Raw genomic sequence first — 19,584 nt, 5'->3', positions numbered from 1 at the left:
TTTGAAGAAGATCATTTCAGGTCTGCTGGCGTCAGCAATGGCATTCGCGGCCACAAGTGCCATGGCGCAGACCAAGCCGCTGAAGCTCGGCGCGATTCTCGATATGTCGGGCCTGTATGCCGATATCACCGGCGTCGGCAGCGAGACCGCTGCGAAGATGGCTGCGGAAGATTTCGGCGGTGAAGTGCTGGGCCGCAAGATCGAGATCATTGCTGCCGACCATCTCAACAAGGCTGATCTGTCCGCCAACATTGCGCGCGACATGCTCGACAATCAGGGTGTCGAGGCGATCATCGACGTTGCGGCATCGGCGACCGCGCTGGCAGCGAGTGAAATCGCGCGCGCGCGCAACAAGATCATCATCTTCAACGGCCCGGGCTCTATCCGTCTCAGCAACGAGGCTTGCGGTCCCTATACGGTGCATTACGTGTTCGACACCTATGCGCAAGCCAATGTGACCGGCCTCGCCACCGTGAAGAACGGCCTCGACACCTGGTTCTTCCTGTCGGCCGACTATGCATTCGGTCAGGATCTCGAAAAGGACACCACGGCCGTCGTCACCAAGGCCGGCGGCAAGGTGCTGGGCTCGGTCAAGCATCCGCTGAATACGTCCGACTTCTCGTCCTTCCTGCTGCAGGCCCAGAGTTCCAAAGCCAAGGTTGTCGGCCTCGCCAATGCTGGCGGTGATACGATCACCGCGATCAAGCAGGCCGCCGAATTCGGCCTGACGCGCAGCGGTGGCCAGAAACTGTCGCCGCTGCTGGCCTTCATCTCCGATATCGACAGTGTCGGTCTTGATACTGCGCAGGGTCTGATCCTGGCAGAAGCGTTCTATTGGGATCTCAATGACGAGACGCGCGCTTTCACCAAGCGCTTCCAGGAGCGCACCAAGCGCGTGCCGACATCGGCCCAGGCCGGCGTCTATTCATCGGTGCTGCATTATCTGAAAGCGGTGAAGGCCGCCGGCACCACGGACTCGGCGCCAGTCATGAAACTCATGAAGGAGACGCCGATCAACGACATGTTTGCCAAGAACGGCCGGATTCGCGAGGACGGCCGCATGGTGCATGACATGTACCTGTTCGAGGTGAAGAAGCCGTCGGAATCCAAGGGCCGCTGGGACGACTACAAGCTACTGGCGACCGTTCCCGCAGAGCAGGCATTCCAGCCGCTGGAGGCCTCGCGCTGCCCGCTGGTGAAGAAGTAATCGTCAGGGTCTGAAGCTGCCGGACGATCAAGAACAACAAGGAGCGCAATCATGAGCGACATCGTCCTGCAGGACCTCGATAACGGTCTTCTGACCATCACCATGAATCGTCCGGACCGGCGCAATGCGCTCAATCCGGAGATGACACAGGGCCTGGTCGCGGCGGCCCGCCGCGCGCAGGAAGATCACGACGTCCGCGCCGTCCTCATCAAGGGCGCGGGCGGTACGTTCTGTGTCGGCGGCGACGTCAAGTCGATGGCCGCGGGCCGCGCACCGCTGCCATTCGAGGCCAAGCGCGCCAACCTGCGCCGCGGCATGGAAGTATCGCGCATCCTGCACCAGATGGCGAAGCCGGTGGTGGCGCAGCTCGACGGCGCTGCCGCGGGCGCTGGCCTCTCCATCGCGCTGTCCTGCGATCTGCGCGTCGCCGCAAGCTCGGTGAAGATCACCACGGCCTTCGCCAAGGTCGGCTTCTCCGGCGATTATGGCGGCACCTATTTTCTGACCAAGATGCTCGGCAGCGCCAAGGCACGCGAGCTCTATCTGATGTCGCCGGTGCTCTCCGCACAGGAAGCGCTGGCGCTCGGCATGGTGACCAAGGTTGTCGACGACGCCGAGGTGGAGAAGGCGGCGCGTGACCTGGCAATGTCACTCGCGCAGGGCCCGAGCATCACCTACGGCTACATCAAGACCAACATCAACAATGCCGAAACGATGACGCTCGAAGCCTGTTTCGACGGCGAGGCGATCCATCACACCCGCTGCAGCGATACCGACGATCACAAGGAGGCCGCCAAGGCCTTTGTCGAGAAGCGCAAGCCGGTCTTCAAGGGGCAATGACCATGAGCCAGATGCGGTTGCGGCAAGTTTGTCTGGTCGCTCCGCATCTGGAGCCGGTGGTGAGCGATATCGCGGCCATTCTCGGCCTCGATATCTGCTACCGCGACCCCCATGTCGGCAAATACGGTCTCGAAAATGCACTGATGCCGGTTGAGGCGACGTTGCTCGAAGTGGTCGCGCCGACGCAGCCGGGCACGGCGGCTGGGCGGTTCATGGAGAAATCCGGCGGGCGCGGCGGCTATATGGTGATCCTGTCCTGCGAGGATCCGGACGAGCGCGGGCGCTTCGCCGCCAGCATCGGCGTGCGCACCGCCAATGTGATCGATCATCCGCCCTATCACGGCGTGCAATTGCATCCACGCGATTGCCGGGCCGCCTTCATCGAGTTCAATCACACCAAAGACAGCGACGACGATTTCGGGCCGTATCCGCCGGCTGGTCCGGACTGGCAGGAGGCGATCCGCCACGACATCACGCGCGCGCTTACCGAAGTCGAGCTGCAGAGTCCGGACCATTACGATCTGGCGCAGCACTGGAGCAATATCATCGGCGTGCCGCTGACCTCGGCCCGCAACGACGATCCGCAGATCGCGTTCACGAACGGCTGTTTGCGCTTCGCCAAGGGCAAGAGCGAAGCGATGACCGGGATCACTTTTCGCGTCAACGACGTCGCACAGGTGCTCGGCAGCGCACGGGCACGCGGATGTCCCTGCGCCGGCGATGCATTTCTGCTGGCCGGGGTCACGTTTCGCGTCGTTGCGTGAGCGCGGCAATCGCCGCACGATCAGGCAACAACGATAAACCGGAAACGCCATGACTGTGACACGTCCGCATCCGCTGGACTCGTTCTTCAATCCATCCAGCATCGCCATTATTGGCGCCTCCCGCGATGTCACGAAGATCCCGGGCCTGCTTCTCTCCTTTCTGCGCAAAAACAAGTTCTCTGGTGCGATCTATCCGGTCAATCCGAACTATCCGGATATCGATGGGCTCGCGTGCTATCCGACCATCGAAGCCATCGGGCAGCCGATCGACCTCGCCATCGTGATCATTCCTGCGCGCGTCGTGCTCGGCGCGCTTGAGGACTGCGCGAAATTCGGCGTCAGGCATGCGATCATCATCTCTTCCGGCTTTGCGGAAGAAGGCGGCGATTCCATCGCCATGCAGGACGCCATTGCGGCACTGGCCAAGCGCACGGGGATGCGGATCTCCGGACCGAATGCGGAGGGATATTACAACAAGATTGCCGGCATTGCTGCTACCTTCAGCCCGACCGTCGATGTAAGGCCGGATCAAATACCGCTGGTCGCTACCACGAAGCGGATCGGTATCGTCGCCCAATCCGGCGGCATCGGTTTTGCGATCTATAACCGCGCCAAGTCGCTCGGCATTGCTTTGAGCACCGTGATCTCGACCGGCAACGAATCCGATCTCGGTGCCGGCGAATTCTTCGACTACATGGTGCAGGATACAGCAACCGACGTGATCCTGCTGTTCATCGAGGGCATTCGCGACGTCGACAAATTTCTCGCCGCGGCTCGCAAGGCGGCGGAGTTCGGCAAACCCGTCATCGTTGTAAAGGTCGGCCGCTCCGGTGCCGGCGAGCGCGCAGCAGCCTCGCATACCGCCAGCATGGCGGGCTGGACGGCCGCTTATGATGCGGTGTTCGCGCGCCATGGCTTCATCGTCTCCAACGATCTCGATGAAGCGGTGACCATCGCCGCCGTGCTGACCACGTCGCCGCTGCCGAAGGGCGACCGCGTCGCGGTCGTCACCGTCTCGGGCGGCGCAGGTATCTGGGGCGCTGATGCCGTGTCGGCGCAGGGGCTGCAGGTGCCCGAATTGTCGGACGGCGTTCAGGCGACGATCTCGCGGACTGATCCCGTCCTACGGGTCGCCGTGCAATCCGATCGATATCACGGCCCAAGCGGTGCATAGCGGTGGGCTGCAAAAGACCATTGAATTGCTCGACAGGTCTGATGAGGTCGATGCAATCCTGGTGGTCATCTCGCTGTCGAGCGAGACGCGGATGCCGTTCAATACTCCGGAGCTGAAGCCCGTCATTGCCGCGCAGAACAAACCGATTGTGTTCTGGTCTTATACGCTGCCGTCCAATTTTGCGCGCATGGGTCTCGCCGAGTCCGGCGTCGTCGCTTTGTCCGGCCTCACCCATGTCAGTGTCGCGTTGCGGCGACTTGTTGATCACGCAAAATTCGAGCTTGCAGAGCCGGTTGCTACAGCGGCACCCGCGCAGAATGATCTGGCTGAGCATCTGACCGCGCCGGCGCTCTCCGAGTATGACAGCAAGACGCTGTTGCAGATTGCCGGTGTCGCGCTGCCAGGCGAGGTTCTTGTCACCGACAGATCGGCGCTGAATGCGGCGATTGCCGAGATAGGCTTCCCGCTGGTGATGAAAATCCAGTCGCGCGACATTCCGCACAAGAGCGAGGTTGGCGGCGTCAGGGTCAATATCACCACGAAGAATGAAGCCGCAGCTGCCTATGATGCGTTGACCGCCAGCGCCCGGCAGCACCGACCGCAGGCCGCGCTGCAGGGCGTGCTCGTTTCGCCGATGGCCAGGAAGGGTGTCGAGATCATCGTGGGCACACTACTGGACGAGACCTTTGGGCCGATGGTGATGGTCGGCCTTGGTGGAGTGACGGCGGAATTGTTCAAGGACGTGGTCTATCGTCCGGCGCCGGTGAGTGCCGATGAGGCTGCTTCCATGCTAGGCGTACTCAAGGCCGCGCCGTTGCTGAACGGATTTCGCGGGACGGCGAAGGCTGACGTGTCCGCAGCAGCGGAGCTGATTGCACAGATCTCGCAGCTTGCGGCGCAGTTCGAGGGCGAGATCGCGGAGATCGAACTCAATCCCTTGCTCGTGCATCCGGCGGGCGAGGGCGTCACCATCGTCGATGCGTTGGTGGTGAGGAAGGGGTAGCGCGGCCGTCAAATAAAAATGGCCGGGGCGATCCCGGCCATTTCACAGTGAGGTTTGAAAAACAAACCCGACGGGGACTTAACGCCCCTTGAAGTTCGGCACCCGGCGTTCGGCAGTCGCCGCAACGCCTTCCTTGAAATCTTCTGTCTTACGCAGGCGCGTTTGCTCGGCGAGTTCGTGCTCGGTCGCCTTGGCCACGCGATCGGCGAGGCCGCCCCGCATGGTGGCGCGGGTCGAAAGCAGGCCGAGCGGCGAGCATTCCGCGATTTCTTCCGCAAGCTTGATGGCGGCGTCGCGGACCTCGGCCTGCGGCACCAGCACATTGGCGAGGCCCATCTTCAAGGCTTCCTCACCGCCGACGCGACGCGATGTATAGAACATCAGCTCGGCGTTGTTCTTGCCGATCAGCTCGGTCAACGCCACAGTGAGGCCGAAGCCGGGATGGAAGCCGAGCTTGGTGAAATTGGCAGCGAAGCGCGTTTCCGGGCAGGCGACGCGGAAATCGGCCGACACCGCGAGGCCGAGGCCACCGCCAATGGCCGCGCCCTGCACGGCGGCGACGATCGGCTTCTTGGCACGGAAGATGCGTACGGCTTCCATATAAAGATGCCCGATGGAGCCGAGATTGTCGGCGGGGTCGCCGCTCTTGGCGGCTGCCTCGGTCTCCTTGCGGTTAGGGTCGCTGAAATCGGCGCCGGCGCAGAATGCCTTGCCCTGCGCGCACAGAACCGTGGCGCGGATCTCGGGATTGGCGTCGATCTCGTCGAGCGCATTGGCGATCTGCTGGATCAGCATGATGTCGAAGAAATTCAGTGGCGGCTTGCGGATCTCGATGATCGCAATGTGGCCACGGGTCTCGACGGCGATGTCTTCGTAGGTGGTCATGATGGCTCTCTGTTGAATGGATGGATCAGCGCAGACCAAGCCCACGCGCGATGATGCCGCGCAGGACTTCGGTGGTGCCGCCCTGAATGGTGAGTTTCGGTGCCGTCTTGATGGCGAAGCCGAGCATTTCGTCCAGCGTGGCGTGGTTGGAGGCGCTGTCGTCGACGAAGGCCGCGAGTTCACGCACGCGATGAGGCAACTGTTGTTCCCAGATCGTGCCGATATCCTTGACGATGGACGCTTCCACCACCGGCTCCTTGCCGGCCTGCAGCATGCCGGCCACAGATACGGACATACGCCGCATGGTGTGCAGCTGCGCGACAAGGCGGCCGATGCCTTCGGCGCTGCGGGTGTCGGGTTTGGGTCCGATAGCGCGGACCAGTTCGGTCAGCACGTAATAGGTCTCAAGGAAACGTTCGGGGCCGGATCGCTCGTAAGCGAGTTCTGAGGTGGCCTGTTTCCAGGCGCTGTCGATCTCGCCCAGCATGTGGTCGTCGGGCACGAAGTGATCGGTGAACACGACTTCGTTGAACTCATACTGGCCAGTTATCTGCGCGATCGGGTTCACCGTGATCCCGGGCTTCTTCATATTGACCAGAAACTGCGTCAACCCGTGGCGGCGGTTTTCCTTGGTCGGGGCCGAAGTGCGGAAGATCGCGATCATGTAGTCGGCCATATGGGCCGAGGTCGTCCAGATCTTGCTGCCGTTGATGAGCCAGCCGCCGTCGGTCTTGGTGGCCTTGGTCTTGGCAGCAAACAGGTCGGAGCCGGAATTCGGTTCGCTCATGCCAATGGAGAAACAGACCTCGCCGCGGCAGATGCGCGGCAGGATGTCCATCTTGATATGCTCGGGCGCGTATTTCAGCAGCACCGGGCCGCTCTGGCGGTCGGCGACGAAAAAGCGGCGCACCGGCGCGTTGGCCACGCGCATCTCTTCGGTAACGACGTAGCGTTCGAGGAATGAGCGCTCGTGGCCGCCATATTTCTTGGGCCAGGTCATGCCGAGCCAACCGCGCTCGCCGACGCGCTTGCTGAATTCGGGATTGTCCGAGTCCTCGCGCTGGGGCTTGTGTGGATCGAAAGCGCCGGCGGCGATTTCTTCGGCGAGAAAAGCGCGCACTTCCTTGCGCAACTGCTCGCATTCGGGCGGCAAACGGATCGGATCGAAACGAAGGGCTGCAGTCATGTGAAAGATCTCGTTTCTTGTGTTCGATCAGCGCGACGCGACCAGTGGCCACAGCTCGTCGGCACCGCGCGCGGCGACCAGTTTGCCGAGTTCGACCGCCCAGTAGCTCTCGCTGCCGAAATCATCGCGCCATGCCAATGCGCGCAGCGTGTAGCGATGCAAGATGTGTTCCTGTGTGAAGCCGATGGCACCAAGAACCTGATGCGCAATGGCGGCGCCCTTTTCGGCGGCCTCGGAGCAACGGATCTTTGCAGCGGCGGCCTCGAGGAAGAGCGCGTCATCGAGCGGTGCGCCGCTGGAGAAGGCGTCAGCCGCGGAGCTGGCAGCGGCGAGGGCTGCCGAGGTCTCGCCCGCGAGCTTCGCCAGATTGTGCTGCACCGCCTGGAATTTCGAGATCTTCTTCTCGAACGCCACGCGCTCGCCGGAATAGTTCACGCCGATGCCGAGCATGGTTTCCAGTGCTCCGGCAATCTGCTGGCTGCGCACGAGTGCGCCCATCAGCAACAGCGCGTTCTGATCGAAGCCCGATGGTGCAGATTGAAGGGTCACCGGCTTCACAGCGTCGAAATGCACTGTGTCGGACGGGTCATCGGCCAGACCGAGCCCAGCTTCAATCCGGCAGGCGCTGGCGTCCACCAGGGCAATAGAGTCGCCGCCAATGCCGGAGGCGACGACGGCGATGTATTTCGCCTCCTTCGCGAACGGCACGCTACGTGCGCGGCCTGTGATTGTACCATCCGCGTTGAGCGTGAGGCGATCGCGCGGGTTTGCCGGCGCGACGGTCATCATGCCTTCCGGCGATTTGATCTGGACCTGCGCGAGCAGCCAGCCCGCCAGCATGGTCTCGGCGAGCGGTACAGCAACGCCCGCGCGGCCGGCGACGCTGAGGACGCTGAAACCTTCGGCCATGCTGGTGCCGGAGCCGTCGCACTCTTCAGGCACCCATGAGAGCGGCAGTCCTGCATCGGTCAGTGCCTGCCAGAGCGGCGCTTTCCAGCTGCCGTTCTTGTCGTGATTGATGGTCTGTGCGTCAGCGAGATCGGCGAAAATACGTTCCGCGGTTTCCGCAACGATATTGTCTGCGTCCGTCAAGGCGTTCCCCGTGTGCTAGCGCATCTCATTCGGCAGGAAATGCCGGGCATGGGCGCTGCCACTTTTCTTGCATTCATGATGCGGAAAAGGCGGAAGGAAGACAAGCGGGCTGGCCGCAGAGGGGCCTGCGGTGGCGGCATGATGTGTTAGTGCAGCGCAATTTAATTCCGCAAAGCGAACTTGTGTCGCGTTGTATACCAGAGCGACCGCATTATGGTAGATCGCATCAGCGTCAGAACAAGCAGAGGAAATGCAGATGGCAAGTGACGGTTTGTGCGTCGTGATTACAGGATCGGCATCGGGGCTTGGTGCTGCAACCGCGGCCATTCTCGCCAAGGACGGCGCCCGTATTGTCATCAACTATTCGTCTAGTCAGAAGGAAGCTGAAGCCACTGCCGAGCTGTGCCGCGATGCGGGTGCAACCGAAGTCATCGTGGTTCAAGGCGATGTATCGAAGGACGACGATTGCAAGAACATCGTCGCGGCCGCCCAGCACTGGGGGCGGCTCGATGCGCTGATCAACAATGCCGGCATGACCAAGCATGTGCCGCATCACGATCTCGATGGCCTGACCGCGGAAGATTTCCAGCGCATCTACGCGGTCAACACGATCGGGCCCTATCAGATGGTGCGCGCGGCGCGCACCCTGCTCGAAGCCGGCGCCAAGGCGTCGGGTCGCGCCTCGGCCGTCGTCAATGTCTCGTCGATGGCCGGTATCACAGGCGGCGGTTCGTCGGTCGCCTATGCCGCCAGTAAGGGCGCACTGAATTCGATGACGCTGTCGCTTGGCCGTGCACTGGCTCCGCTGATCCGCGTCAATACGGTCTGCCCTGGCTATATTGATACGCCGTGGTTCACCAAAGGTCGCGGTGCGGACGGTGCTGCTAAAGTTCGCGATGCCGTGATCGCGCGGGTTCCGCTGAAGGTGGCCTCGACCGCGGAGGACGTCGCCGCCCTGATCTGCTTCCTCGCCACGTCGCCATCGAGCAATATGACGGGCGAATTGGTGCGGATGGATGCCGGCATGCATCTGCTGGCCTGATCGGAAGCCTACGTCAAACAGCAAAAAGCCTCGGGTGACGCCCGAGGCTTTTTTCATTCTCGATTACTCGGAGATCAGCGATTGCCCGGATCCGAAATCACGTTGCGGGCGACCAGCCTGTTCCAGATGAACAGCACCACCAGGGCGCCGATCGTGGCAGTGATGAAGCCGGCACCCTGGTTCGGGCCGTAATGGCCGATCTGCTGACCGATGAATGTCGCCAGGAATGCGCCGGCAATACCCAGGATAGTGGTCAGGATGAAGCCGCTGGGATTGTTAGGTCCTGGCGACAGAAGGCGGGCGACAATGCCAGCGACAAAGCCCACAACGAGAATCCAGATCATAGCAATATCCCCTCTTTCAAGTGCGCATTAAACCCAGCTGGACTTAACTTCGTCTTCCGTGGGTAGCCGGCCATGCGGTGTGAACTGATTAACGGCATCGGGCAGTTCGTTGCTCAGCTCCGCGAGAAGCTGCTCGCGGGACATGCCGGTGCGCGATGTCAGTTGCGCGATCTGATCCGCGCCAAGTGCTGCGCCGAGATCGTTAGGCGAAATCTGCTTGTTCGGGCCGGAACTGACCCAGGAATCCGCGGCGTCGCCATGGCCGTTCTGCTGGAACTGCTTGAGCAGGTCGCCGAGGCCACCGCTGAGCACGCTGCCGGCGGCACCGCCCGCCAACAGACCGCCGAGCGGGCCCTTCAGAAGGTCGCCGAGGCCGCCGCCGCCTGCTGCAGTGCCAGAATTTCCGCCGAGGAGGCCGCCAAGCATACCACCAAGGCCGCTATCTTGCGCGCTGGCCTGCGTCGTATTCGGCGGCGGGATTTCTTGCGAGTGCCCCTGTGCCGCCGGTTGGCTACCAGTGAAGTGCTTGTAGCCTTTGTAGGCGAGCAGCGCGAGGATCGCCATCGTCATCGGCGACATGCCGCCGCTCTTGTCGTCGGGATCGCTGGGGCCACGCGGCCCGTTGGCCATGCCATTCAGAATGTCGAGCAAACCCATGATCATCTCCTGTTCTGCCAGCCCGGCGAAAGCATAGCTGCGCGGTATGACGCCTACAAGGCGCGTCGGTTCCGCCGATAGGCAGCGCTGCGGCATTTTGCTAGTAACGGATGCTGGATGAACGGGAGATGACGTGATCGAAACGCGACCCATTTGTATCGCCGGTGCCGGCAGTATCGGCTGTTTCGTGGGTGGCATCCTGGCGGCAGCCGGCCGTGACGTCGCCATACTGGCGCGGCGGCGCATCGTGGACGGCATCGAGGCGCACGGTCTGAGGCTGACGAGCTTCGAAGGCCTAGATCAATGTCTCGCCCCCGACCAGCTGCGCCTGTCGGATGACCCCGCTATCATGAGTGAGGCGAAGATCATTCTGGTCACGGTCAAGAGCGGCGATACGGCGGAGATGGCGAGGCTGATCGCGAATCATGCTGCGAAAGACGCGATCGTCGTCAGCCTACAGAATGGTGTCGGCAATGTCGGGGTCCTGCGCGCAACCCTACCCGGACGCTGTATCCTCGGCGGAATGGTGCCATTTAATGTCATCGCAAAGGGCGATGGTCATGTTCACCGCGCAACGTCAGGAAACATCGTCGTCGAACGCGATGGGGTCGATACCGCTTCGGCGCTATCCGTGCCTGATCTTGCGGTCCTTGCGTGCGATGACATCGTCGCTGTCCAGTGGGGCAAGCTGCTGGTCAATTTGAACAACGCGCTCAATGCGCTGTCGGATATACCGCTGCGGTCGCAGCTGGCACAGCGCGCGTGGCGCTCGTTATTCGCCGATCAAATGGCGGAAGGCCTAGCCGTTCTGAAGGCGGCTGGTATCAAACCCATCTTGACAACACCGATTCCCGCGTGGCTGACACCGCATTTGCTGCGGCTGCCTGACGGCCTGTTCAATATGCTGCTCGGGCGGACCATGAAGATCGATGCAAATGCGCGCTCGTCCATGTGGGAGGATCTGCAGCGCGCCCGCCGCACCGAGATTGATTATTTGCAGGGTGTTGTCGTTGAGCTGGCGGCAAAATATCAGATCGCGGCTCCGCTTTCGCTGCGCGTGATGACACTGATCAAGCAGGCAGAGACGTCAGGCAGGGGATCGCCCGCACTTACGCCAGATCAGATTCGCAGTTAGCGTGAAATTGATAGAGCCGAAGGGAGCGTCGGACCGGCTTCGGCGCTATCATTACGAGAATGTTACTAATCATTTCGGCTACTATCGGCGGACTCAACTATCCGAATGTTTAAATCGCCTCTGCCGGTCAATGCGATGGTACCATTATCCGTTGCATTCGCATCAACCCGATGATTCTCCGTTAAATATCAATTGCCGATGCGCGTCGGTGAATTCTCAGTAAATGAGATGTAAAGAGTCTTTTAGCCCGTCATTCGCGGGTAAGTAGCAGTTCGCGTCGTAAAGACGGCTCGCAGGAGTACGGCTGGTTCAATACTGAACATCATGATGTGACATCAGGGGCTATGTCATTCGCGACATCTTTAGTATAGAAGGCCGCGTGATTTGACGGTGGTTCGCGCTTCGCGCGCCGGGCCGGGCGTTTGATCCTTTCATAATCATCGGCAAAGCGTGTGCCGGTCGAATTATTCAACTAACAATCGGAGCTACAATGGCCAAGAAAGCGAAAAAGAAACTCGTCCGTCGCGAGTACACCAAGGAAGACGTACAGATCCTGAAGGCGCATTCGAAGGCTCAGACTCCGCTTGAGAAGATTTCCAAGGAGATGAAGCGTACCGGTGGTTCGCTGCGTCAGAAAGCCATCAAGCTTGGCATTCCGCTCGGTCATCGTCGCCGTAAGGCGAAAAAGGTTGCCACGAAGGCTACCAAGGTGACCAAGACTGCAAAGGCCAAGAAGGCCAAGAAGTAAGCTTCCGTACTGAACGAAGCCGGCCTGAAGTGCGTTAGCGCTTCGGGCCGTTTTCTTGGGTGGAGCGATCGATGCGAACCTTATTTTTGAAGGTCTTGAAGCGGAAATCCTTCGCCGCTATCGCTGTGGTTGCGGCGATACTAAGCATGGGTGCCATCGCCCCCGCATTTGCGGTTCCTCCGACGGTCACTCCCTCGCCGGGTTATGATGCCCGGCTTGCCGAACAACGGCGTGCGGCTGAAGTGCAGGCGCCTGCCCATGTCCGCAAGCCGTTGCCGCGACCTCCTGCGCAACGTCGTCGCTATAGTCATTGAAGCTGACCCGTGAAGCGATTTTCATGAATTACGGCCCCATAAGGTTATTTGTGCTGTGTGGCGTGTTGGTCGCGGCAACCATGGGCGAGGCCAGAGCGGCTGATTATGCGAGCCAGATCAGTGCCTTCCGCCGGGCGCACAAGCTCTCCTCTGTCACGCTGGACAGTAAACTAAATGCGGTCGCGCTTGCTCAGGCGCAGGCGATGTCATCCAGCGGCAAGGTCAGCCATGAGGTCGGCGGTGTTTTCTCCGCGCGTGTGGGGAAGTTCCGCAAATCCAAAGCAGCAGAGAACATCGCGGCGGGCTTCCTGACATTTCCCGAAACGTTGAAGCAATGGGAAGAGAGCCCAGGCCATCGCGAGAACCTGCTCATGTCCGGCGCGCGCAAGGTCGGCGTCGCTTACGTCGCCAATCCCAAGTCGCCCTACCGGATGTTCTGGGCGATGGTGATCACGGATTGATACTTGATGGGCGTTACGCCTCAGGTGCGCTTGGTCTTGGCCGGCGCGGGCGTGCCGAACAGCGCGTCCTTGATGTCTTTCAGCCCCGATGACAATTTGGACCACCCGCAGGCAAGCGGCTCGGTCGTGCAATCTGGCTCCTTGGCGCGCACTTTGGGCCGAGGCCTGGGTAGCACAACAGGTTTCACGTCGCTTGGGCTTTCCGCAGTCTGCCGAAATTCCGTTTCGAGCGCAGCCTGGGTTTGCGCCTCGCGCTGCTTTTCAGCGAAGGCTGCGACGATGACGCTGCGACGCTGATTGTCCAGATAGATCTTGTACTGCTCGTCGATCGCCTTCTGTTCAGCCGTGGTTGGGTTCGGGCCAGCGATATCAAAGCTGCGGTTCTGCATGAAGTCGTGATACGTATAGCCGCCACCGCGCTTGCGCCGTCCCGCGAACTTGCTTTCGCAATCCGACAGCGCCACAGCCTTGGCGTCTTTCGAAGCCGTCGATTTTTCGATGCGCTCGGCGCAATCTTCATAATCCGCAGGCGCGGCAGTCCACCATTGCGCACGAGCAGGCGAAGACATCAACGCGAGACCGGAAAGTGATGCGGTCGTCAGTAGCGCAAATATGAGTGACTTGTATGCGGACAAATGAGCCACGTGGGTTCCGATATAGATAACAAACCCAATTCTCGCCATTTGTGGGCCATTTTTCAACCTCGGATGTGTTACTTCTCCCCGCTTTTGGAGCAAGTGCAGCATGACTGCATCAGTGCGGTCATCTGGTCAGCAGACCGACGTTATTTCGCGATACAACGCTGATGTGGAAGTGTTTTCAGCCAGAGATTTGTTGTTGCTCTCATATCACTGAAATTGATGACTTCAGAGTTTTGAGTCATTCTTGACAGTGGTTTTCGGATCGCGCTGCTACTCGACGCGCAATCACCTACACGGGACCACACGTAGTTCGCTAAGCGATGGGCTCACGTCCGATGGAGCGGTGCCGTCGTTTCGTGCGCCTGGGACTCTATCCGATAACAGACACGAAAAAGGGCGGTCCTTTGGGTCGCCCTTTTTCTCAGAGTCAGTTGTATTACTGGCAGATGTGGAGTCGGCCATCCTCGCCGCGGAACTAGGTTCCCGGTTGACAAACGAAGCCCATGCGCTGTGCGTAGGAATCGCGCGGTACGCCATTGTAGCCATCATAGGAATTGTAGCTGTTCCGGAATGGCGCAGTTGCGATGGCCCCGGCGGTACCCACAGCCGCACCCGCTACACCGACCGCACCGCCAACCACGCCTGCCGCAACGTCACCCGGCCAGAAGCCCGAATCACGATAGCCGCCATCGACCGTGCTGGCTCGGTATTCCTGCGTGGCCTGTGTCCGGCGATTCATCGATGGGCGGTCTGAGACGTTCCGCGATAGATGTCCCGATCTTTTAAGGGCATGTGACGCCGGTTCCGGTCCCGTCCTATTTGAACTGACAACGGGTAGCGATGATCGAACGGCTCTGGTATGGAACTGTCCATGCCCGGTGTACCTGACCGGGATCGCGGTCCCGTAGCTCAGCCGGATAGAGCGACGGTTTCCTAAACCGTAGGTCGCATGTTCGAGTCATGCCGGGATCGCCAGCCTTCCTTCCTGTTTAATCCAAAACAGGCCATTTTCGCGACGACTTCGGACCTGCTGGTGTCAGGCGACGGCGATCTCGCGCTTCTGGAGCATGGCGCGAATCTCTCGTGACGGCTTCGCGGCACTGAAAAGAAAACCCTGCATCTGGATACAACCGAGCATACGCAGTGCGTCGAGTTGATCGGCTGTCTCAACGCCCTCCGCCGTGGTGATCATGTTGCGGGCGGCAGCGATGGTTACAACCGCCTGTACGATTGATGACGATCCGCCGGGCGCTACGATGTCCCGGATGAAACTGCGGTCGATCTTGACCTTGTCGAACGGGAATCGCTGCAGATAGCTGAGCGATGAATAGCCGGTCCCGAAATCGTCCAGCGCGATCCCGACACCGATGCCGCGGAGCTGATGGAGGATCGCGAGCGCCATCTCGTCATCGCGGATCAGCACTGTTTCGGTGATCTCAAGTTCGAGTCGGTGAGCCGGCAAATTTGCTGCCACGAGAGCTCGAGCGACATTCAAGGCTAGGGTCTGCGTCGTGAATTGAATCGGCGATACATTGACAGCGAGCTTGATCGGCGCCGGCCAGGAGGCCGCCTCAGTGCATGCCGTTCGCAACACCCATTCGCCGAGCTCGGTAATCAGGCCGGTTTCTTCGGCGATCGGAATGAACTCTGCCGGCGAAATCATGCCACGAACCGGATGCCGCCAGCGGAGCAACGCTTCGCAGCCAGTGATCTCGTTGCTGGCGATATCGATGACGGGTTGATAGTGAACCTCAAGTCCGCCTTCCGCGAGCGCCTTCCGCAGATCCTGCTCCAGCGCGCGCCGCACCCTTGCGTCTTCATCCATGGCAGGTTCGAAGAAGCGAAAGGTGCGCCGCCCGGCGGCCTTTGCGCTATACATTGCGAGATCTGCGTGTCGCAGCAATTCGTCGAGATCGGAGCCGTCATCGGGGGCTACGGCGATTCCGATGCTGGCATCGGTCGTGATCTGGTGGCCTAAGCATTCATAGGGCTGCCGGATGGCGTCATAGAGCGGCACCATCAGGTGGGTGACATCGCTGCGGCGAGCAATTCCTGTATGCACGATGGCGAATTCGTCGCCGCCAAGGCGCGCGACAAAGCCCGCATTACCGACACAGCTGCGCAGCCGCGTGGCAACGATTTTCAGCAGTTCGTCGCCGATCGCATGGCCGAGCGTGTCATTGACGCTTTTGAACTCATCGATATCGATATAGAGAATCGCAAATCGCGCGCTGTCGTGGAGCGTTGCGATTTCCGCTTCGAGGCGCTCACGGAACATCACCCGATTGGGGAGATCTGTCAGAGCGTCGTAATGCGCAAGATGGGCAATGCGCTCTTCCGAACGTTTGCGATCGGTGATGTCCTCGAGCGTCGAGGCCCAGCCGCCGTCCCCCGATCTCTGAACGAGGATCTGGATCGAGCGACCATCCGGCGTGGTCAGCAGCGTATCGTGGACGGGGCCTTCAGCGACGCTTCGCAAGAACGACGTGCAGTATTCGTCGACATCGCCGATGAAGGTTCCGTTGTCCTTGCGATGCTGGATGAGGTCGCGGAAATAGCAGCCTGGCTTCACGATCTTGTCGGATAGTCCGAACATGTCGATGAAGCGCTGATTGCAGACGACCAGCCGGCCATAGGCATCGAACAACAGCAGGCCCTGCGTCATATTGTTGATTGCAGTATCGAGATGCGTCGATTTTTGCGCCAGCATCCGCTCGGCCGAGCGGTGTTGGCGGTTCAGTTGCCGGACGATCAGGAACAGTGTCGCTAGGATCACCAATGCGGCAAGCGTCGCACCGATGATTTGATATTTGGTCTGCTCACGCCAGTCATGCAGTGCCGCGGGCATGCTGGTGGTCGCTACGATCATCACCGGAGCTGCCGCGAGGCGCCTTGCAGAGCCCAATTCGTCTTCCCCGTCGATGGGGCTGATATAGTGCCCCGTCGAGGTGCCGCCCGACGACCAGAGGTCCTTGAAAACTGAACTGTTACTGAGGTTCTGGCCGATAACGGTTTCGTTCTGCGGATAGCGAGCAAGGACGGTGCCGTTGCGGTGGATCATCAAGATCTTGGCGTCTTTTTCGAGCGCAAGGGATGCGAAGAAGCTCTCGAAGTGAACCGGCTCGACGCCGCGGCTGATGATGCCCATGAATTCGCCATGGCGTCCGATCAGCTTGCGCGAAAACACGGCGGTCCATGCACCCGTCACCCTGCTGATGACGGGCTCGGCCAATACGACCGTGAGTCCGTTGTCGGCCTGCAGCGTCTGGAAATGCTGACGGTCGGCAATGTCGATGGCAGGCACCGGCCAGGTTTCCGACGAGTTGAGCAGCTTGCCTTCGGAATCGAACAGGTTGACGCCGCCGACATAGGGCAGGCTGCTGAGCTTGGTGCGTAGCATGCGGTGGACGTCGATCCCCGACATCAGATGCTGGTAGGCGGCGCTGTTTTGGATGTTGGCCGACTTCATATAGGTGATGACGTCGTTCTGGATGCCCTGCAGGTCTCCGAACTGCTGGTCGAAGTGTCGTGCGACCAGCAGAACCGTGTTGTCCAGTTCGCGCTTCTTGCTCTCGATGGCGCGGTCTCTGAAATGGACGGTGATGTAGGCCGTGCCGATGGCGATGGCGGTAATCAGCAGGCAGCCGCACAGGACGAGGCCTTGGATCGGCCCGCCTTGAAATCGGAAACGGCGCAGCGGAGCGAAGCCAGCAAGGCCGCCAGCGCCATCAGACCGTTCCCCCGACTTTGCGTCGTTTTGCCCCATGCGTAGTTTTGTACCGGGGGGACCGCCAACACGCCGTTACGAACTTCGGTGAACGATAGGTTAAGACGCTGCGCCATTACGACGATTTTGATACGACGGCGGCGGCCTATCCCGCCGCCGAACCGTTAACGACATCGGCCTGCTCGCCGCGCTCGATCAGCGATTTGACCAGGGAGGATTTCACGCCGGAGACGTGTTCGCGCATCAGTATCTCCGCGCGCCAGGGCTCGCGGGCCATAATGGCGTCGTAGATCCGGTGGTGATCATCGTGACGCCGGCGTACGTCGCGATGCTCGAAGGCGACGATGTTGCGGCTGGATGACATCGGCACGTGGTGGCAGATCCGGATCATCTCCGCCAGCATGCGGTTACGCGCGGCGCCCAGCAGGGTGTCGTGGAAGTCACCATTGATGCCGCGATAGATGGTGAGATCGCCTTCCGCGAACTCCCCGCGCGCCAGCAATTTATCGCCGGCGACAAGGCTTTCCTCGATGATGGCGCGCTCCTCGGCGCTCAGTCCACGTTCGGCGGCAAAGCGTGCGGCCACGCCTTCCAGCGATGCGCGAATTTCATAAGCATCGACGATAGCGGAGAGTGGGAATTCACGGACGGTGAAGCCGCGGTTAGGCTCGTAGTCGAGCAGTCCTTCACCGGCCAGTGCCTGCAGGGCGGCTCGGACGGGGGTCCGAGAGACCTCCAACGTCTTGCTGAAGCGGACCTCGTTGATCCGTTCGCCTGCGCTGACCGTGCCATCCAGAATGGCGTTGCGGATCTGATCCGTCACCGACAGCGACCGGTTGGCGACGCGGCCAGGGCCAGTAGGTTCAGGCAGCAGCGAGAGGGATGAGTCGGGCATCGGTGGTGCTCCGCAGCAAAGTGAATACAATTAAATCCGAGTGTGGCGGGTCTTTGCTACTCAGCATACCAAAAAACACGGTTTAGCTGCATAAATATCGCGCATAAAGGCGAGGCAGTTCGCGGAAATGATGAGCATCGAAAAAAGTGTATGTAATTCCGATTGACTCGTGACCCGAACCCGCAATGATGCGGTCACGTTCACAAGAAGCAGGCGGTACGCGTCTCATGGCGGCAGGGAAGTCGATCGGCGAAAACGCCATCGAGGAGATCACGGCGGATCGCACCCCGCACTATGAGCCGTTTGGCTGGCATCACTGGCCGGAGCATCCCTGGCTTGCCTATCAATTCCGCCGCGGTCTCGGTGAGACCCAGGAGGGCGGCGGCAGCGTGTCCGAGGTGATGCTGGCCGGTTCGCGGATGATCCCGGGCGATCTCGAAAGCTGGCATAAAGAGTGGATGGTGATCGCGGATGCCAACTGGCAGCGCGGCCTTTCCGAAGAGAAGCTCGGCCACATCCGCACGGCGATGAACTGCTTCCTGCGGGCCGCCGATTACTACCGCCAGGCAGAATTCCATCTCGAGCCGACCGACCCGCGGCGGCTGCCGACCTTCGAGAAGATGGAGGCCTGCTCACACAAGTTCATTTCCTATCTCAATCCGCCCGGCGAAGTGGTCGAAATCCCTTATGAGCCGGGCAAGCCGATTTGCGGCTACTTCATCCGTGCGCCATTTCCGGGCGGCGAGCTGCCGGTGCTGATCTGCATGGGCGGCCTCGATTCAATCAAAGACGAAATGTGGTTCATGCAGGCCCATGGCTGCTTGCAGCGCGGCATCTCGGTGCTGATGGTCGATCTGCCCGGGCAGGGCGGTACCTTGCGCCGCCACGGTCTTGCGACCCGCGCCGATACCGAAGTGCCGGTCGGCAAATGCATCGACTGGCTGGAAAAGCGCGCCGATGTCGATAGCTCGCGGATCGCAGTCTGCGGCTCCAGCATGGGCGGCTACTATGCCGCGCGTGCCGGCTGCTACGAGCACCGCCTTGCGGCGGTGATCTCGCATGGCGCGGTGTGGTCGGTGCATGACATGTGGGGTCAGAAGGGCGACGACTTCGGTCTGGCGATGCATATCCGCTGGGTATTTGGCGCCAAGACCATGAAGGAAGCTCATGATCTGATGAAGCCCTTTACCCTGAAGGGCCATCTCGAGCACATGAAGTGTCCCTATCTGGTGCTGCATGGCGGCCACGACGTGCTCACGGTGACCGCGGCGCGCTCGACCTATGACCACGCCATTGCCAATGGTGTCGATGCGACACTGCGCGTGCTTGCGCCGGATGAGACTGGCGCTGAACATTGCCAGCATGACAATCCGACCATCGGTCAGGAAGTGCTGGCCGACTGGCTCGCAGACAAATTCAAGATTGATCAGCGCGCGCTGCTGAAGACCTCATTCAACCCGCTGGTGTGA

General features: G+C 60.6%; 18 protein-coding genes, 1 tRNA gene and 1 pseudogene. 11 read left to right on the top strand and 9 right to left on the bottom strand.

The genetic code is table 11. From position 1 onward, the window contains the following. Nucleotide 1 precedes the first annotated feature (1 nt). The 5 genes from RSO67_RS15325 to RSO67_RS15305 are packed head-to-tail and all read left to right on the top strand — an operon-like array spanning nt 2 to nt 4,988. A complete protein-coding gene (locus RSO67_RS15325) occupies nt 2-1,207 on the top strand; it encodes an ABC transporter substrate-binding protein (protein ID WP_068729468.1) in 1,206 nt (401 codons plus the stop codon). 51 nt (nt 1,208-1,258) lie between these two features. Next, nucleotides 1,259-2,047, top strand: a complete 789-nt coding sequence (locus tag RSO67_RS15320) for an enoyl-CoA hydratase (RefSeq protein WP_315844130.1) — start codon at nt 1,259-1,261, stop codon at nt 2,045-2,047. A 2-nt stretch (nt 2,048-2,049) separates the two neighbouring features. Next, complete coding sequence (locus RSO67_RS15315; RefSeq protein ID WP_410001862.1) at nt 2,050-2,811, top strand: hypothetical protein; 762 nt, start codon at nt 2,050-2,052, stop codon at nt 2,809-2,811. Nucleotides 2,812-2,860: 49 nt separating this feature from the next. After that, nucleotides 2,861-3,985 carry an acetate--CoA ligase family protein gene (locus RSO67_RS15310; RefSeq protein ID WP_315844128.1) on the top strand — a complete coding sequence of 375 codons (1,125 nt, stop codon included), beginning with the start codon at nt 2,861-2,863 and terminating at the stop codon, nt 3,983-3,985. A 25-nt stretch (nt 3,986-4,010) separates the two neighbouring features. Beyond that, nucleotides 4,011-4,988: an acetate--CoA ligase family protein gene (locus tag RSO67_RS15305; protein WP_315844127.1), complete on the top strand. Its 978-nt coding sequence runs from the start codon at nt 4,011-4,013 to the stop codon at nt 4,986-4,988. Between the two features lie 78 nt (nt 4,989-5,066). Here the strand turns inward: RSO67_RS15305 and RSO67_RS15300 are convergent, their stop codons facing one another. From RSO67_RS15300 to RSO67_RS15290, 3 genes are read right to left on the bottom strand one after another with little or no spacing between them, the layout of a single operon-like run. Beyond that, entirely contained in the window at nt 5,067-5,873 is an 807-nt protein-coding gene (locus tag RSO67_RS15300; RefSeq protein WP_315844126.1) for an enoyl-CoA hydratase/isomerase family protein, read from the bottom strand. Nucleotides 5,874-5,898: 25 nt separating this feature from the next. Continuing rightward, on the bottom strand, nt 5,899-7,059 hold the full coding sequence (locus RSO67_RS15295) for an acyl-CoA dehydrogenase family protein (protein WP_315844125.1): 1,161 nt from the start codon (nt 7,057-7,059) through the stop codon (nt 5,899-5,901). Between the two features lie 27 nt (nt 7,060-7,086). After that, nucleotides 7,087-8,151, bottom strand: a complete 1,065-nt coding sequence (locus RSO67_RS15290; RefSeq protein ID WP_315844124.1) for an acyl-CoA dehydrogenase family protein — start codon at nt 8,149-8,151, stop codon at nt 7,087-7,089. A 256-nt stretch (nt 8,152-8,407) separates the two neighbouring features. Here RSO67_RS15290 and RSO67_RS15285 point away from each other — a divergent pair, with 256 nt between their 5' ends. Next, nucleotides 8,408-9,193, top strand: coding sequence for an SDR family oxidoreductase (locus RSO67_RS15285; protein WP_315844123.1), 786 nt, complete (start codon nt 8,408-8,410; stop codon nt 9,191-9,193). Nucleotides 9,194-9,267: 74 nt separating this feature from the next. On the opposite strand, the gene RSO67_RS15280 is transcribed toward RSO67_RS15285, so the two are convergent. Together RSO67_RS15280 and RSO67_RS15275 are read right to left on the bottom strand one after the other, a co-directional pair. Next, nucleotides 9,268-9,537: a GlsB/YeaQ/YmgE family stress response membrane protein gene (locus RSO67_RS15280; RefSeq protein ID WP_315844122.1), complete on the bottom strand. Its 270-nt coding sequence runs from the start codon at nt 9,535-9,537 to the stop codon at nt 9,268-9,270. 27 nt (nt 9,538-9,564) lie between these two features. Then, entirely contained in the window at nt 9,565-10,194 is a 630-nt protein-coding gene (locus tag RSO67_RS15275) for a YidB family protein (RefSeq protein ID WP_089267854.1), read from the bottom strand. 133 nt (nt 10,195-10,327) lie between these two features. Between RSO67_RS15275 and RSO67_RS15270 the strand changes: the two genes are divergently transcribed. The 3 genes from RSO67_RS15270 to RSO67_RS15260 all read left to right on the top strand — a co-directional run bounded on the left by RSO67_RS15270 (nt 10,328) and on the right by RSO67_RS15260 (nt 12,852). Beyond that, complete coding sequence (locus RSO67_RS15270; protein WP_315844121.1) at nt 10,328-11,329, top strand: 2-dehydropantoate 2-reductase; 1,002 nt, start codon at nt 10,328-10,330, stop codon at nt 11,327-11,329. 490 nt (nt 11,330-11,819) lie between these two features. Then, nucleotides 11,820-12,077, top strand: coding sequence for a hypothetical protein (locus tag RSO67_RS15265; protein ID WP_315844120.1), 258 nt, complete (start codon nt 11,820-11,822; stop codon nt 12,075-12,077). A 310-nt stretch (nt 12,078-12,387) separates the two neighbouring features. Then, nucleotides 12,388-12,852 carry a CAP domain-containing protein gene (locus RSO67_RS15260; RefSeq protein WP_315844119.1) on the top strand — a complete coding sequence of 155 codons (465 nt, stop codon included), beginning with the start codon at nt 12,388-12,390 and terminating at the stop codon, nt 12,850-12,852. A 20-nt stretch (nt 12,853-12,872) separates the two neighbouring features. Here the strand turns inward: RSO67_RS15260 and RSO67_RS15255 are convergent, their stop codons facing one another. Further along, entirely contained in the window at nt 12,873-13,598 is a 726-nt protein-coding gene (locus tag RSO67_RS15255) for a hypothetical protein (protein WP_315844118.1), read from the bottom strand. Nucleotides 13,599-13,968: 370 nt separating this feature from the next. Next, a pseudogene (locus tag RSO67_RS15250) lies at nt 13,969-14,166 on the bottom strand (hypothetical protein); the annotation flags it as partial. Between the two features lie 225 nt (nt 14,167-14,391). Here RSO67_RS15250 and RSO67_RS15245 point away from each other — a divergent pair. Then, nucleotides 14,392-14,468, top strand: a tRNA-Arg gene (locus RSO67_RS15245). A gap of 61 nt (nt 14,469-14,529) precedes the next feature. Here RSO67_RS15245 and RSO67_RS15240 read toward each other — a convergent pair. Together RSO67_RS15240 and RSO67_RS15235 are read right to left on the bottom strand one after the other, a co-directional pair. Beyond that, nucleotides 14,530-17,259, bottom strand: a complete 2,730-nt coding sequence (locus RSO67_RS15240; RefSeq protein WP_315844117.1) for an EAL domain-containing protein — start codon at nt 17,257-17,259, stop codon at nt 14,530-14,532. Nucleotides 17,260-17,365: 106 nt separating this feature from the next. Then, entirely contained in the window at nt 17,366-18,115 is a 750-nt protein-coding gene (locus RSO67_RS15235) for a GntR family transcriptional regulator (RefSeq protein ID WP_315844116.1), read from the bottom strand. 227 nt (nt 18,116-18,342) lie between these two features. Here RSO67_RS15235 and RSO67_RS15230 point away from each other — a divergent pair, with 227 nt between their 5' ends. Then, on the top strand, nt 18,343-19,584 hold the full coding sequence (locus RSO67_RS15230) for an alpha/beta hydrolase family protein (RefSeq protein WP_315844115.1): 1,242 nt from the start codon (nt 18,343-18,345) through the stop codon (nt 19,582-19,584).

This window comes from Tardiphaga sp. 709 (assembly GCF_032401055.1).
Lineage (GTDB): Bacteria > Pseudomonadota > Alphaproteobacteria > Rhizobiales > Xanthobacteraceae > Tardiphaga.
Note: the sequence above shows the minus strand (reverse complement) of the source record. Positions and strands in the feature narration are given on the sequence as shown.